Origin of the sequence: Pantoea sp. CS_6, from assembly GCF_041954745.1 — a bacterium.
Lineage (GTDB): Bacteria > Pseudomonadota > Gammaproteobacteria > Enterobacterales > Enterobacteriaceae > Pantoea > Pantoea stewartii.
Genome location: NZ_JAVAYG010000006.1, coordinates 1 through 15,705 on the forward strand (window position 1 = coordinate 1; position 15,705 = coordinate 15,705).

The 15,705-nt window shown below is 52.9% G+C and carries 8 protein-coding genes; 5 read left to right on the top strand and 3 right to left on the bottom strand.

The features are described 5' to 3' along the window. A partial coding sequence (locus RAC90_RS10390; RefSeq protein ID WP_375124320.1) for an Ig-like domain-containing protein occupies positions 1-1,056 on the bottom strand: 1,056 nt, incomplete at its 3' end. 680 nt (positions 1,057-1,736) lie between these two features. Between RAC90_RS10390 and RAC90_RS10395 the strand changes: the two genes are divergently transcribed. From RAC90_RS10395 to rcsB, 3 genes are read left to right on the top strand one after another with little or no spacing between them, the layout of a single operon-like run. After that, a complete protein-coding gene (locus RAC90_RS10395; protein WP_033740605.1) occupies positions 1,737-2,891 on the top strand; it encodes an MFS transporter in 1,155 nt (384 codons plus the stop codon). A gap of 19 nt (positions 2,892-2,910) precedes the next feature. Continuing rightward, on the top strand, positions 2,911-5,574 hold the full coding sequence (rcsD, locus tag RAC90_RS10400; RefSeq protein ID WP_033740607.1) for a phosphotransferase RcsD: 2,664 nt from the start codon (positions 2,911-2,913) through the stop codon (positions 5,572-5,574). Position 5,575: 1 nt separating this feature from the next. After that, on the top strand, positions 5,576-6,226 hold the full coding sequence (rcsB, locus tag RAC90_RS10405) for a response regulator transcription factor RcsB (protein ID WP_006120001.1): 651 nt from the start codon (positions 5,576-5,578) through the stop codon (positions 6,224-6,226). A 43-nt stretch (positions 6,227-6,269) separates the two neighbouring features. Here rcsB and rcsC read toward each other — a convergent pair whose 3' ends face one another. Both rcsC and gyrA read right to left on the bottom strand, forming a co-directional pair. Continuing rightward, complete coding sequence (rcsC, locus tag RAC90_RS10410; protein ID WP_375124321.1) at positions 6,270-9,116, bottom strand: two-component system sensor histidine kinase RcsC; 2,847 nt, start codon at positions 9,114-9,116, stop codon at positions 6,270-6,272. A 221-nt stretch (positions 9,117-9,337) separates the two neighbouring features. Continuing rightward, a complete protein-coding gene (gene gyrA, locus RAC90_RS10415; RefSeq protein ID WP_033740609.1) occupies positions 9,338-11,980 on the bottom strand; it encodes a DNA topoisomerase (ATP-hydrolyzing) subunit A in 2,643 nt (880 codons plus the stop codon). Positions 11,981-12,156: 176 nt separating this feature from the next. On the opposite strand from gyrA, the gene ubiG reads away from it, so the two are divergent. Next, the gene (ubiG, locus tag RAC90_RS10420) at positions 12,157-12,885 is read left to right on the top strand and encodes a bifunctional 2-polyprenyl-6-hydroxyphenol methylase/3-demethylubiquinol 3-O-methyltransferase UbiG (protein ID WP_033740611.1); all 729 of its coding nucleotides are present in this window, start codon (positions 12,157-12,159) and stop codon (positions 12,883-12,885) included. A 456-nt stretch (positions 12,886-13,341) separates the two neighbouring features. Continuing rightward, positions 13,342-15,627, top strand: a complete 2,286-nt coding sequence (nrdA, locus tag RAC90_RS10425; RefSeq protein ID WP_033740614.1) for a class 1a ribonucleoside-diphosphate reductase subunit alpha — start codon at positions 13,342-13,344, stop codon at positions 15,625-15,627. Positions 15,628-15,705 lie beyond the last annotated feature (78 nt).

Sequence of the window (15,705 nt, forward strand, 5' to 3'; positions counted from 1 at the left end):
TGCCGCCAGCGCCTGCAGCGCCGCCGCCGGCACCGTCACGCTCCAGCTGCCGTCCTGGCCCACCGTGGCGGTGTAGGTCTGTCCGCCCAGCGTCACGGTCACGGTCTGGCCCGGCTCGACGTTGGCGGTGATGCCCGAAACGGTCTGATCCGTGGCCTTCTCCGCGTTGTCCAGAATGTTGTCCCCGGCAAAGGGCGCAAGGGTTACCGTCGGATCGCCCGGCGAGGTCACCGGCGCCTCCACGGTGATGGTTTCGGTAGTCGTGGCTGCGGTGCCCGCCGCGTTGCTCACCGTGACCGCGATGGTCGCCGTGCCCGCCGCCAGCGCCTGCAGCGCCGCCGCCGGCACCGTCACGCTCCAGCTGCCGTCTGTTCCTACCGTGGTGGTGTAGGTCTGTCCGCCCAGCGTCACGGTGACGGTCTGGCCTGCCTCCACATTGGTTGTGGTGCCCGAAAGCGTTTGATCTGACGCCTTCTCGGTGTTGTCCAGCACGTTATCCCCGGCGAAAGGGTTGACGGTGAGCGTTGGCGCACCGGGCGTTCCCGGTGCGGCCGGGTTGTCACCACCACCACCTCCTCCGCCCCGACTGGTACCCAGTGCAACGCCCGCCAGACCAAGCAGGCCCACACCGCTGGCGGTCATTAGTCCGGTAGAAATATTGCTGTTATCAGCCAGGAGAAGGGGATCGACACTGTCGAGAGATTCATAGGTGGGCGTCATGGTTGTGGCGGCGTAATCTGTTGCGTCAACCGCCGTGGGGAAAAGCGCATGCTCTGGGGGGTTCACACCATCGTCAAACACCAGTTCACTGTGATCGCCGGCAGCATCATCCAGAAAGAAGTTTTTATAGCGAACCGTGCTGCCGTCACGCATCTGAACGATAAGGTCATCACCCTGCCGTTGAAATTGCGTCACCACTTCACGTGTGCCGTTAATACGGACAACGCTGGGTTCACTGAGGGTAATCGTTTGTGCTGAGACGCCATCGACCTGTGAAATGAGCGTACCATTTGCACGGGAAATGATATCCACCCGAGTTTGAGTGATTTCTGCCATCTTGACCTTACTCCACCAGAGAAGCTAATTAACTGAAATGAAAACCATAAAAATAATTTATGGGTAACCTTTCCACGTTTTACTTGCTGCGAATCTGAAAACGTTTCAACCTGGCGCGACAATAGGTAAAAAAATCAAGAACGATGGCAAAAAATCTAAGCGAAGCGTAATAATTGTTTAAATTTTAATTAATCCGAACTTACTTTTGGCAACATCATGAAAATAATATTCATCACAGTCAGGGCAAAAATCAATCGTAATATGCAGTTTTATTTATGATTTAACCAAGATAACATTAGCCAAATTTTGGTTTTGTCAGTAAAAAAGTGGCAAAAATGTGCCGCGCATCGCTTTCAGATGTTGCTAAATATTTCTAAAAAATGCGCAAAGTTACGGATTAACCTGTTTTTTTTAGGCCTTGACAGGCTGAAGGCATACTCAAATTTAACTAAGCAATACACGTAGCGAAAATGTGACCACGGTCATACAACGTCGCGGCAGGAGGGAAAGTAAGCCAGGAAAGTTCTGGAAAAATCATTGGCACCGCTAAAAGTCGGTACACTGGCGCTGCGCGAAAATCATCTACGTAAAATGATGAACTGTTAAGCCTGTGTTCTCACAGCGTTTTGCAGCAATTTGATGCTACACTTTTTTGCTTCGATACAGATGAAATAAGAGCCATGACAGCACTGGATGCCGCAAAATCAACCTGTTCTGAACGCCGCCTTAGCGCCGGTACGCGTACCATTTTTTTAATTAATGGACTAGGCATGTCAGCCTGGGCACCACTGGTACCTTATGCGCGCGATCGCTTGCAGTTAGAAGGAGCATCCCTCGGTGCCCTGCTACTCTGCCTGGGGATTGGTTCACTGCTTGCGATGCCCGTCACAGGCACGCTGGTCGCCCGCTTTGGCTGCCGTCGGGTGATGATGAGCTCGACGCTGCTGGTCCTGTTAATGCTACCCGTGCTGGCAACCGCGCCTTCCCATCTGGTGATGGCCGCAGCACTCATGCTGTTTGGTGCCGGGTTGGGGATGCTGGACGTTGCAATGAATTATCAGGCGGTGGAAGTAGAAAAAGCCGCAGGACGCCCCATGATGTCAGGCTTTCACGCGTTTTTCAGCCTGGGAGGCATTTTAGGTGCCGGTGCGGTAAGTCTGCTGTTAGGTCTGACATTGACCCCTCTCTTATCGGTTCTGATCGTTATGGCGGTGATGGTCGCATTGCTGCTGTGGCGACTGTCCGGCTATATGAACCAGCGCTTACATCAGCCTGATCAGCCCTGGCTGGTGATTCCGCGCGGGCGTGTCGCCTTTCTGGGCGTACTGTGCTTTATCCTGTTTCTGGCAGAAGGCGCAGTACTGGACTGGGGTGCCCTGTTGCTGCTGCAAAATCCGTCAATGTCGACGGCACATGCAGGTCTGGGCTATGCCGTATTCTCTGTAGCGATGACGGCAGGACGCTTTACTGGCGATAAGATTATTCAACGTTTTGGCCGCTATCCGGTGATGGTCATGGGCGCGCTGGCCGCGGCGTCGGGCCTGGCGCTCGCCGTCCTGCTGCCCTGGCCGGAAGCGTCATTACTGGCTTTCTTACTGGTGGGATTTGGTTTATCCAATACCGTGCCTATGTTATTTAACGCGGCGGGTAATCAGCATGCAATGCCCGCTAACCTGGCGATTTCAGCCATGACAACGTTGGGATATGCAGGTATTCTTTCTGGTCCGGCGTTGATCGGGTTCATCTCTCAATGGATTAGCCTTAGCGGTGCATTTTTACTGATTGCACTGCTCTTGTTGGCTGTGGCTGTCAGTGCGCGCAACGTTGCGCGATAAATCAGGTATCTGAGACGCTATGTTGTATAAGTTTCCTCTGACATCCAGCAATGTCACCCGCTTTTTTATCGTATTTAACCTGGTACTGTTACTGGCGCTGGGTTGTATGGTGCAAAATTCAATTAATGCCTGGCTAACCGATAAACGCTATGCCATGGCCGATATGGCGCACGACGTACAAAAACGTATTGATACCTATCGTTTTGTGACCTGGCAAATTTATGAAAACCTCTCGGCCAGTGCGGCAGGTTCCGTCCCTGCCAGCAATTTACAAGAGACGCGTCTGCGTCCTGATGTCTATTACCTCGAAAAAACCCGACGTAAAACCGAAGCGCTGATCTTTGGTTCGCATGACAGCAGCACGCTGGATATGACGATGCGGATGTCCAGTTATCTTGATACGCTGTGGGGTGCCGAATCGCCGACCTGGTCGATGTATTTCTTAAATGGTCAGGACAACAGCCTGATTATGATATCGACCCTGCCGCTGAAAGATTTGGCCACTCGCTATAAAGAGAATGCGTTAAGTTCATTAGTGGATGCGCGCCGTGCTGAAATGCTGCAGCAGGCGAATGCGCTGGATGAACGCGAAAGCTTTTCGCCTCTGCGTCATCTTGCTTTCCAGAACGATCACTACTTTACCCTGCGTACGACGTTTAATCAGCCCGGCCATCTGGCTACTGTCGTCGCGTTTGATTTGCCTGTGAATGACTTAATCCCGCTTAATATGCCGGTAGAGAACTTCCAGTTGCGTCAGGATGCCAGCTTTACCAATAACACCAGTACAAACCAGGAAGGCCTTGAGACAACCCAGGTTTCGCTGGTCAGCCACGACATTGAGATAGCCGCAGCCCTGCCCAGCACCTCGCTGCAGCTGGTTTACCGGGTCCCCCTTGTTCGCCTGCTGCTCGACAGCGCGCATAACCTGATGTGGCCACTACTGATTAACCTGGTGCTGTTTTTACTTTCACTGAGTGGCGTATTGTTACTACGCAAACAATCGCTTCGTCCCAGTGAAAACCAGAGTGCTGAACTGGACTCCCTTCGCGTACTCAATCAGGAGATTGTGGCTAGCTTACCTGTGGGCCTGTTGGTGTACGACTTTGCGAGTAACCGTACCTTGTTAAGTAATAAGATCGCCGAGCATCTTTTGCCTCACCTGAACCTGCAAAAGATCATCAATATGTCCGATCAGCATCAGGGTGTATTACAGGCTACGATCAACAACGAAGTGTACGAAATACGCCATGCGCGTAGCGTTTTATCGCCGCATACACAGCTGTTTATGATGCGCGATCAGGATCGGGAATTACTGGTCAACAAGAAACTGCAAAAAGCACAGCAGGTGCTGGATCGTAACCACCAGATGCGTCAGCAGTTGCTGCATCACCTTGGCCATGCGTTAAACCAGCCGCTGGAAAAAATCGTCTCGCAGTTGGTGCAGTTGAGTCAGCGTGATAACGACGAAAGCGTGCTGGATATTCTGGACGAGAGCCAGTCACTGGCTCGTCTGGTGGACGATATCGTGCTGCTCAATCGTCTTGAAGCGCATGACTGGTCACCTGATGCGTCGGTATTTAACCTGCAAGAGTTACTGGACGAAATTACGCTGGAGAGCCTGCCGCTGCTGCGCCGCAAAGGCCTGTCACTGGTGGTGAATAATCATCTGGCAAATGACGAGATGCGCTTTGGCGATCGACGTGCATTGCGCAAAATCCTCACCACGCTGATGCATTATGCGCTGATTACCACCCGCTGGGGCAAGATTACCCTGGCGGTGAAGACGGCAGAGAACCAGCCTGACCGGGTCTATATTGAACTGGTGGATACCGGTGCCGGACTGACCGTGGATGAACTGGCCAACGTGGACTTCCCGTTCCTGGGCGATACCAGTCAGGATCGTTATGGTCAGGCGTCCGGCATGGCGTTTTTCCTGTGCAAGCAGTTGTGTAAACAAATGGGCGGTAGCCTGGAGATTGTGGCGAAAGCCGATATCGGCACACGCTATAACATTCAACTGCCCCTCACGCTTGAGGAACAGCGTGATGAGGAGGAAGAGAAAATCCTGGAAGGCGTAACCGCGCTGGTGGAGATCGCCGTTGAAGATGTCCACAAAATTGTTTGTCGCCATCTGGAAAACTGGGGCGCGCGCTGCCTGACGCCTGATGAACGTATTTCGGGTCAGGATCACGACGTACAGATCACCGACGATCCGGGCAAACTGAGTGGCTGGGCATTGTTACTGGCAGAAGACGAACCGGGCCATCATGCGCTGAACGATCAACAGTATCGCGTCAATTTCAATCTCAGTAATGCACTACTGGATGCATTACTGGCACTGATTGAGAAGCAATTGTCCCACGATGTAATGGAGGATAACACTGAAGAAGATGACGCCAGCACGCCACTGCTAAGTGGAGGCTATTTCCAGCTGTTTACTGAGACAGTACCGGATGATGTAAAGAGATTGTATACTGAGTCAGCGATAAACGATTATGCCTCGCTTGCTCAGACTGCCCATCGCCTTAAAGGCGTGTTTGCTATGCTTAATTTGACACCGGGCAAACAGCTTTGTGAAGAATTAGAACACCACATCAAAGTGTGTGACGATTCAAACATTAAAAATACCACCAGTAATATTGACGCTTATGTCAATCAACTGCTGCAGCAAGGTAACCAATAAGATGAATAACCTGAATGTAATTATTGCCGATGATCACCCAATTGTTCTTTTCGGTATCCGAAAATCTCTGGAACAAATTGAGTGGGTTAACGTTGTGGGTGAGTTTGAAGACTCAACAGCACTGATTAACAACCTGTCCAAGCTTGATGCCAATGTGCTGATCACCGACCTCTCTATGCCGGGTGAAAAGTATGGTGACGGTATTACGCTGATCAAATATATCAAACGCCATTATCCTGATCTGTCGATCATTGTTCTGACCATGAACAACAACCCGGCCATCCTCAGCTCCGTGCTGGATCTGGATATCGAAGGTATCGTTCTGAAGCAAGGTGCGCCAACCGATCTGCCTAAAGCGCTGGCTGCGCTGCAGAAAGGCAAGAAATATACGCCGGAAAGCGTGGCGAAACTGCTGGAGAAAATCAGTGCCGGCGGTTATGGCGATAAGCGTCTGTCGCCTAAAGAAAGCGAAGTATTACGTCTCTTCGCTGAAGGCTTCCTGGTAACGGAAATTGCGAAGAAGCTGAACCGCAGTATTAAGACCATCAGTAGCCAGAAAAAATCGGCCATGATGAAGTTGGGTGTGGATAACGATATTGCCCTGCTCAACTATCTGTCATCGGTCAGCGCAACCCAGATCGACAAAGAGTAAGTTTTCAGGCGGTGCACTCGCACCGCCTCCTTCCGCTTCTCTTTTATCCCTGCCGGGCTTTACGTACCCGCTCCGCATAGAGACCCAGCGTTGATTTCAGCACATCCAGCGTCACGGGCTTCGACAAGCAGTTGTCCATCCCTGCGTCCATACAACGCTGCTTTTCTTCGGCCAGCGCGTTCGCCGTGACGCCTATCACCGGGAACACATGCCCTAACTGACGCAGGCGCTGAGTCAGACGGTAACCGTCCATATTGGGCATGTTCACGTCGGTCAGCACAATATCAATTATATTACGGCTTAAGACATTTAAGGCGTCAACACCGTCCTGGGCGGTTTTCACCTGATAACCCAGCGTGCCAAGCTGCTCTGACAGCAGCATGCGGTTGATAGGATGATCGTCAACGATCAGCACCATAATGTCGTCATTATGGATTTTCTCTTCGACCGGCCCGCTCAGAGAAAGCGCGTCCGTGCTCTCGGTTTCCACGGCAATGCGGTAAATACGCGCCAGTAAAGTCGGCAGTTCATGCAGGGTTGCCGTGCTGTGGATCCAGCGCCCTGCCTGCGGCTCACGCGGCATATCCACATGCGCGCCGTCAAACGTGATAACCGCACGCACCTGGGGGAATGTCTCCATTGCATAGTCGGTTAACACCACATCATTACTGCCAGGGTTTGCCAGCATATCGGCGACCTGGAAGCCATGTTGCTTCAACAGCCTGTCCAGATACTGGGCCAGGTACTCATTGCGCATTGCCAGCCAGATTTTCTTATCCTGCAGCCCGTCAAGCAGTGGAATGGACGGCTGCTTACCATTGTAGATGGGGATACGCACGATAAACTGGCTTCCCATTCCCGGCTCTGACTCCACCTCAATATCACCGTCCATCATGTTGATCAGCTTTTCACAAATCGCCAGGCCCAGCCCGGTGCCCTGGAAATTACGCTGGACGCCATTTCCGACCTGGAAGAACGGATCGAATAACCGGGTGAGCTCTTTTGCCGGAATCCCGACGCCGGTATCACGCATACGAAAGGCCAGATAGCCCTGGGTGACGTATGCATGCAGGATAATGCAGCCGGTATGCGTAAATTTGATCGCATTATTGAGCAGGTTAGAAATCACCTGTTGCAGACGCAGGGGATCGCCATCGAGGAACTGCGGAACATCGTGTTCAATATAGCAGTACAGTGTCAGGCGTTTTTTCACCACCAGCGACAGATAGTTACCGACAATATGGGTAATCACTTCACGCGGGGAGAAAGGACGCGGTTCAATCTTCAACTGTTCCGACTCGATTTTCGAGAAATCGAGAATATCGCTGATGATTTTTAACAGCAGACTGGAGGAGTTGTTCATGGCGGTGACCAGCGAGTCGATACCGCTGGGCAACTGTCGTGTCTGTAATAAATCCAGATTACCAATAATGCCGTATAACGGCGTGCGCAGTTCATGGCTGACCGTGGCCAGAAACATCGATTTCGACTGGCTGGCCTGTTCAGCGGCATGCGCCATCTCCTGCAATGACTGCTCCATACGAACGCGCGCGGACACGTCAACCAGCACGCAGATGGCGACGTTTTCATTGCGATATCGGGAATGCACAAAGCTGATTTGCAGATTGGTGTTGCTGCCCGTCAGGACATCCACAAAGTTGACCTGTTGGCCGCCGATAATTTCATTTAACCGCTTGCGGTCTTCCTGCGTCAGCAACGTAAGATAATTATGCGCCAGCTCATTACTCAGAATGTTGGTGCCATCGCTGGTGCGCAGAATACAGATCCCGACCGGTGCTGACGCCACGATCTTACGGTTAAACTGCTCATGCTCTTCCAGCCTGTGTGCATTCTCTTCCGCAGGCAAAAACATGCGCCGCTCAAATAACCAGGCCAGCGTAAACAGCAGTACCGCACTCATGATATTGAGCAGCACCGCGTTAATCATCATGAGCCTGAGCTGATCGACCAGGACATCCGTTGACACCGACCAGATCACATTGAGTTCTGATGGCGGTAAGGGTTTCTTGAGCACCAGCTGGCGATAACCGTCCAGATAACCAAACCAGGTTTTATCGTCGGGTAATTCGTTTAGCGAGAAACCTACGCCTCCCCGGCGTGACGTCAGCAGCGGCGTATAATTTTCGTCGGTTATGGTCGCGGTCACCGGCAGGCTGCCGGGCTGGATAAATTCATCAAGGCGGATATTTTGCTCTACGCCCAGCAAAGCCTGCAGTTTATCGGCCACATAGACCGGCATCACCACAGAGAAGCTGCCTACACCAGGCTGAGCGGAGCTGCTCACCCAGTAAGCCGGATTACGCTGGTCCTCTTCCGGGCTGTTACGGTAACGCTGCAGGTTTTCCCGCAGAAGCTTCAGACTGCGATCGCGACTGACATTATTATTGTTATTGCTGACGGTAAAGTCAGCCAGGCACCTGTTATCGCCGCCAATCAGGAAGACCCGGTTCAGCTCGTAGGAGGAGGCGAAATTGCTTTTCCAGTAGTTAATGTAGTTGCCTAAGGAATCAAGCGAGTTGCGCCAGGTGGTGCTCATGGAGGCACAGTCGTCACCGGAATATAACGGCATAAACTGCGGCTGAATCAGATTGTCCGCCTGGGACTGACCGATGGGTGCAGGTCTGGCGAGCCGGTTTTCAGCAATATATTTGAGTTCACGCATCATGCCCGCAGAATGACGGACGTACCAGTCAATGGTGCCGTAGTTACTGGCAAACTCCTGACGTACCTTGTTCTCTTTGTCATGCAGGACGCTGATAATATAGAACGTCGTCAGAACAGCGCCCAGCAACCAGATGAGCAGTGCCAGCGCGCGAAACAGATAGCGCGAAATGCGCAGCGTCGTGCGGAAAGAAACTAGATATTTCAAAGGTGACTCGCAGGTGGCAAGGTTAGTCGCATTGTTGGATTTTTGATGTTCATACACTAGCTTTATCGCAGCGAAAAAGCCAGTCGACTCCGGGCTCAGGGCGCAGTTTGAGAATGTTTGACCTGCCGCCCACCTCTCCTCTCGCTGTCTTCACAGCCAAAAAAAACGGCAGGCCGGGTTACCCCTGACCTGCCGTTGCGGTTTAACGTACGACGGGTAACTTACTCGTCGTCGTCCACTGCCGGTTCATCATCGTCGTCATTGTCGACTTCAGGTACGATATCATCGTCCCCTTCCGCCACGCTGCCATCGATAGCATCCAGCTCTTCTTCTTCCACCGGTTCCGCTACTCGCTGCAGACCGACAACATTCTCGTCTTCGGCTGTACGAATCAGGATCACACCCTGGGTATTACGGCCCACGATGCTGACTTCGGAGACACGGGTTCTTACCAGTGTGCCGGCATCGGTGATCATCATGATCTGATCGCTGTCGACAACCTGTACCGCACCAATAACTGGGCCATTACGCTCAGTTACTTTGATGGAAATCACGCCCTGCGTTGCACGGGATTTGGTCGGGTACTCACTGTTCGCGGTACGCTTACCGTAGCCGTTCTGCGTAACCGTAAGAATAGCGCCCTCTTCACGCGGCACGATAAGCGAAACTACACGATCGTTTTGCGCCAGCTTAATGCCCCGTACGCCCGAAGCCGTTCGGCCCATGGCACGTACCGCGGATTCTGCAAAGCGCACCACCTTACCGGCCGCAGAGAACAACATCGCCTCATCGTTACCGTTCGTCAGCGCCACACCGATCAGCTCATCGTCATCACGCAGGTTAATCGCGATAATGCCTGCGCTACGTGGGCGGCTAAACTCCTGCAGACCCGTTTTCTTCACGGTCCCGCTGGCGGTAGCCATGAAGATGTTAAAGCCTTCGGTGTATTCACGTACCGGCAGAATCGCCGTAATACGTTCGTTGGCTTCCAGCGGCAACAGGTTAACGATAGGACGCCCGCGTGCACCACGGCTGGCTTCAGGCAACTGGTAGACTTTCATCCAGTAGAGCCGGCCACGGCTGGAGAAGCACAGGATCGTGTCGTGGGTATTCGCCACCAGCAGACGATCGATAAAGTCTTCTTCTTTGATTCGGGCGGCAGACTTGCCTTTACCGCCACGGCGCTGGGCTTCATAGTCGCTCAGCGGCTGATATTTCACATAGCCCTGATGCGACAATGTCACCACAACATCTTCCTGATTGATCAGGTCTTCGATGTTGATGTCGGCGCTGTTAGCCGTAATTTCAGTGCGGCGGTCGTCGCCGAACTGATCGCGCATCAGCTCAAGCTCTTCGCGAATGACTTCCATCAGACGTTCTGAGCTGGACAGGATGTGCAGTAATTCTGCAATCTGATCCAGCAGCTGTTTGTACTCGTCCAGCAGCTTCTCATGCTCAAGGCCGGTCAGCTTCTGCAGACGTAAGTCCAGAATGGCCTGCGCCTGTTGTTCCGTCAGGTAATACTGACCATCACGGATACCGAACTGCGCTTCCAGCCACTCTGGACGGGCCGCATCGTCGCCTGCACGTTCCAGCATCGCGGCCACATTGCCCAGCGCCCACGATTGCGAGATCAGACCCGCTTTTGCTTCCGCTGGCGTTGGTGCGCGGCGAATCAGTTCGATAATCGGATCGATGTTAGCCAGCGCAATCGCCAGACCTTCAAGGATATGTGCCCGATCGCGCGCCTTGCGCAGTTCGAAAATAGTACGGCGTGTCACCACTTCACGGCGATGGCGAACGAAGGCTTCGAGAATCTCCTTCAGCGCCATAATCTTCGGCTGGCCCTGATGGAGAGCGACCATGTTGATACCGAAAGAGGTCTGCAACTGAGTCAGGGAATAGAGGTTATTGAGAACCACTTCACCAACGGCGTCACGCTTGATTTCAATGACGATACGCATGCCGTCTTTATCAGACTCATCGCGCAGCGCACTGATTCCTTCGACGCGCTTTTCTTTCACCAGCTCGGCAATCTTCTCTATCAGGCGCGCTTTGTTCACCTGATAGGGCAGCTCGTGAATGACGATGGTTTCACGTCCGGTTTTGGCATCCACTTCCACTTCACCACGGGCACGGATGTAAACTTTACCGCGACCGGTGCGATAGGCTTCTTCAATGCCGCGACGCCCGTTGATAATGGCCGCCGTCGGGAAATCAGGCCCCGGAATGTGTTCCATCAGCCCTTCAACGCTGATGTTTTCATCTTCAATATAAGCCAGGCAGCCGTTAATCACTTCGCGCAGGTTATGCGGCGGAATGTTGGTGGCCATACCGACGGCAATACCGGACGATCCGTTGACCAGCAGGTTAGGGATTTTAGTGGGCAGAACTTCAGGGATCTGCTCGGTACCGTCGTAGTTCGGTACGAAGTCAACGGTCTCTTTTTCCAGATCAGCTAACAGGTCGTGGGCGATTTTAGACATGCGCACTTCGGTATAACGCATCGCCGCAGCGGAGTCGCCGTCGATGGATCCGAAGTTGCCTTGACCGTCCACCAGCATGTAACGCAGGGAGAAAGGCTGGGCCATACGTACGATGGTGTCGTAAACGGCAGAATCACCATGCGGGTGATATTTACCGATAACGTCACCGACGACGCGGGCAGATTTTTTATAGGGTTTGTTCCAGTCATTACCCAGTTCGCTCATCGCGTAGAGTACGCGGCGATGTACTGGCTTCAGGCCATCACGCACATCGGGTAAAGCTCGGCCAACAATGACCGACATGGCGTAATCGAGGTAAGAATTTTTTAACTCTTCTTCGATATTAACCGGTGTAATTTCTCTCGCAAGGTCGCTCATGGAGCCGCTATCCCTCTACTAATCCCGGATTTTAAAGGTGCGAAAGTATATCACACCGCAATTCACTGGTGAACGTTAACCACCTTATTAAGGTGCTTTTACTCATGTTGATAAGGTGCGCCATGATAAGTTAAGCGTTTATACTGATGTCACATTTTGTCAGGAGTCACGATTCAATGAATGCACAACCACAGAACCCTCAGCACAATGTCGATGCACAGGAAATTGCCAAGTTCGAGGCCGTTGCCTCGCGCTGGTGGGATCTGGAGGGCGAATTTAAACCGCTGCACCGTATTAATCCCCTGCGGCTGGGCTACATTGCGCAACACAGTCACGGGCTGTTCGGTAAAAAAGTGCTTGATGTCGGCTGTGGTGGCGGTATCCTGGCGGAAAGCATGGCCCGGGAAGGTGCAATCGTCACCGGGCTGGATATGGGCGCGGAGCCACTTGAGGTGGCACGACTGCATGCGCTGGAGAGCGGCGTGACGCTCGACTATGTGCAACAAACGGTCGAGGAGCATGCCAGCCAGCATGCAGGCCAGTACGATGTGGTGACCTGCATGGAGATGCTTGAGCACGTGCCGGATCCACGTTCGGTGGTGCACGCCTGCGCGCAGCTGGTTAAACCCGGTGGCGAGGTGTTCTTCTCGACCATTAACCGTAATCCCAAAGCCTGGCTGATGGCGATTTTCGGTGCGGAATATGTCCTGCGCATGGTGCCGCGTGGGACGCATGATGTGAAGAAATTTATCCGTCCCTCTGAGCTGCTGGGTTGGGTGGATGAAACCCCCCTGCGTGAACGCAACATGACGGGCCTGCACTACAACCCGCTTACCGATCGGTTCCGTCTGGGCAAAGGTGTGGACGTGAACTACATGATCCACACGCATCACGGCGAGGCGTAATTCCTGTGCAGCGTGCGGCTTTGCCCACGCTGCTGTCATCCCACTGTCATCACAAAACGCTATCCTCCCTGCCGCTACGCGTTAAGCCCTGTGGCACGACGGCTATGGCTCAAAACAGGCTTTCGCATAGACCAATGCTGGAAAAAGTCGCGCAATGTTTGAAAAATCAGCGGTCGATCATAAATCGCAATATTTTCTCAGACTGGTTGACAAGACCTGCGGCCTTACGAGACGCGGCCTAAGAAAACCCGCAGAAAATACAACCCCCGCAGACATCATTTTTTCCTCTTGTTAAGCGCCAGCAAAATACTAGAATAAGCCTCCATATTGTTATACTTATCTTCGAAAACCCCAAGATGTAGTGTTTATCCACAACATTATTCACAATGAATATGCTGTGTATAAATCGGGATTTCTTTTAATTATTGGATACTCACGCAAAGGTAAAAACGCGACATGAACCAAAGTCTGCTCGTTACTAAACGCGATGGCCGCCAGGAGCGCATTGATCTCGACAAAATTCACCGTGTCCTCGACTGGGCAGCTGAAGGGCTGAACAATGTGTCGGTTTCACAGGTAGAGCTGCGTTCCCACATTCAGTTTTATGATGGCATCAAAACCTCTGACATCCATGAAACGATCATCAAGGCCGCTGCAGACCTTATTTCTCGCGATGCCCCTGACTATCAGTACCTTGCCGCCCGTCTGGCGATCTTCCACCTGCGTAAAAAAGCGTACGGCCAGTTTGAGCCGCCCGCGCTGTACGATCAGGTCGTTAAGATGGTTGACCTGGGTAAATACGATCGCCATCTGCTGGAAGACTACAGCCGTGAAGAGTTCGAGCAGATGGACGGCTTCATCGACCACTGGCGCGACATGAATTTCTCCTACGCGGCCGTGAAACAGCTGGAAGGCAAATATCTGGTTCAGAACCGCGTCTCCGGTGAGATCTACGAAAGCGCCCAGTTCCTGTACATTCTGGTGGCGGCCTGCCTGTTCTCAGGCTATCCGCGTGCGACCCGGATGGATTACATCAAGCGTTTCTACGATGCGATTTCCACGTTTAAGATCTCCCTGCCGACGCCAATCATGTCGGGAGTGCGTACGCCAACCCGTCAGTTCAGCTCCTGTGTCCTGATTGAATGTGGCGACAGCCTGGATTCCATCAACGCGACCTCCAGCGCTATTGTGAAATACGTTTCACAACGCGCAGGTATTGGTATTAACGCGGGTCGTATCCGCGCGCTGGGCAGCCCGATTCGCGGCGGTGAAGCTTTCCATACCGGTTGTATCCCGTTCTACAAGCACTTCCAGACGGCGGTGAAATCCTGTTCGCAGGGCGGCGTCCGTGGCGGCGCAGCGACCCTGTTCTATCCGATGTGGCATCTGGAAGTGGAAAGCCTGTTAGTCCTGAAAAACAACCGTGGTGTGGAAGGTAACCGCGTGCGTCACATGGACTACGGTGTGCAGCTCAACAAAATGATGTACCAGCGCCTGCTGAAGGGCGAGGACATCACGCTGTTTAGCCCGTCAGACGTACCTGGCCTGTACGATGCGTTCTTTGCCGATCAGGACGAATTTGAACGTCTTTACACCAAATACGAACAAGACAGCAGCATTCGTAAGCAGCGTGTGAAAGCGGTGGATCTGTTCTCGCTGATGATGCAGGAACGCGCCTCTACCGGCCGTATCTACATCCAGAACGTTGACCACTGCAACACACACAGCCCGTTTGACGCCAGTATTGCGCCAGTACGCCAGTCGAACCTGTGTCTGGAAATTGCGCTGCCAACTAAACCGCTCAATGACGTCAACGACGAAAACGGTGAGATTGCGCTCTGTACGCTGTCAGCATTTAACCTTGGTGCGATTGACAGCCTGGACGATCTGGAAGAGCTGGCCACGCTGGCCGTACGCGCGCTGGATGCACTGCTGGATTATCAGGATTACCCGATTCCGGCCGCGCAGCGGGGTGCGATGGGTCGTCGTACGCTGGGCATTGGCGTCATTAACTTTGCTTACTACCTGGCGAAGCACGGCGTGCGCTACTCCGACGGCAGCGCGAATGGCCTGACGCACAAAACCTTTGAAGCCATTCAGTACTACCTGCTGAAAGCCTCAAATGAGCTGGCTAAAGAGCAAGGCGCCTGCCCGTGGTTCAATGAAACCACCTATGCACAGGGCGTGCTGCCGATTGATACCTACAAGAAAGATCTGGATGCGATTTGCAACGAGCCGCTGCACCTGGACTGGGAAACCCTGCGCGAGCAGATTAAAACCCATGGCCTGCGCAACTCGACGCTTTCTGCCCTGATGCCGTCTGAAACCTCGTCGCAGATTTCAAACGCCACCAACGGTATCGAACCGCCGCGCGGCCATATCAGTATTAAAGCGTCTAAAGACGGTATCCTGCGTCAGGTGGTGCCGGAATATGAGCGTCTTAAAGATCAGTACGAACTGCTGTGGGATATGCCGTCCAACGATGGCTACCTGCAACTGGTTGGCGTAATGCAGAAATTCATCGATCAGGCGATTTCGTCAAATACCAACTACGATCCGTCGCGCTTCCCGAATGGCAAAGTGCCGATGAAGCAACTGCTGAAAGATCTGCTGACCGCCTACAAGTTCGGCGTGAAAACGCTCTACTACCAAAACACCCGTGATGGTGCGGAAGATGCGCAGGACGATCTGGCACCTTCTATTCAGGATGATGGCTGCGAAAGCGGCGCCTGTAAGATCTGACGGTCGGGCGGGAGCCTTTCCCGCCCACATTTTTCCGCGAGGCCGGTGCTGAGCCTCGTCTACCATGGACAGTTTTTT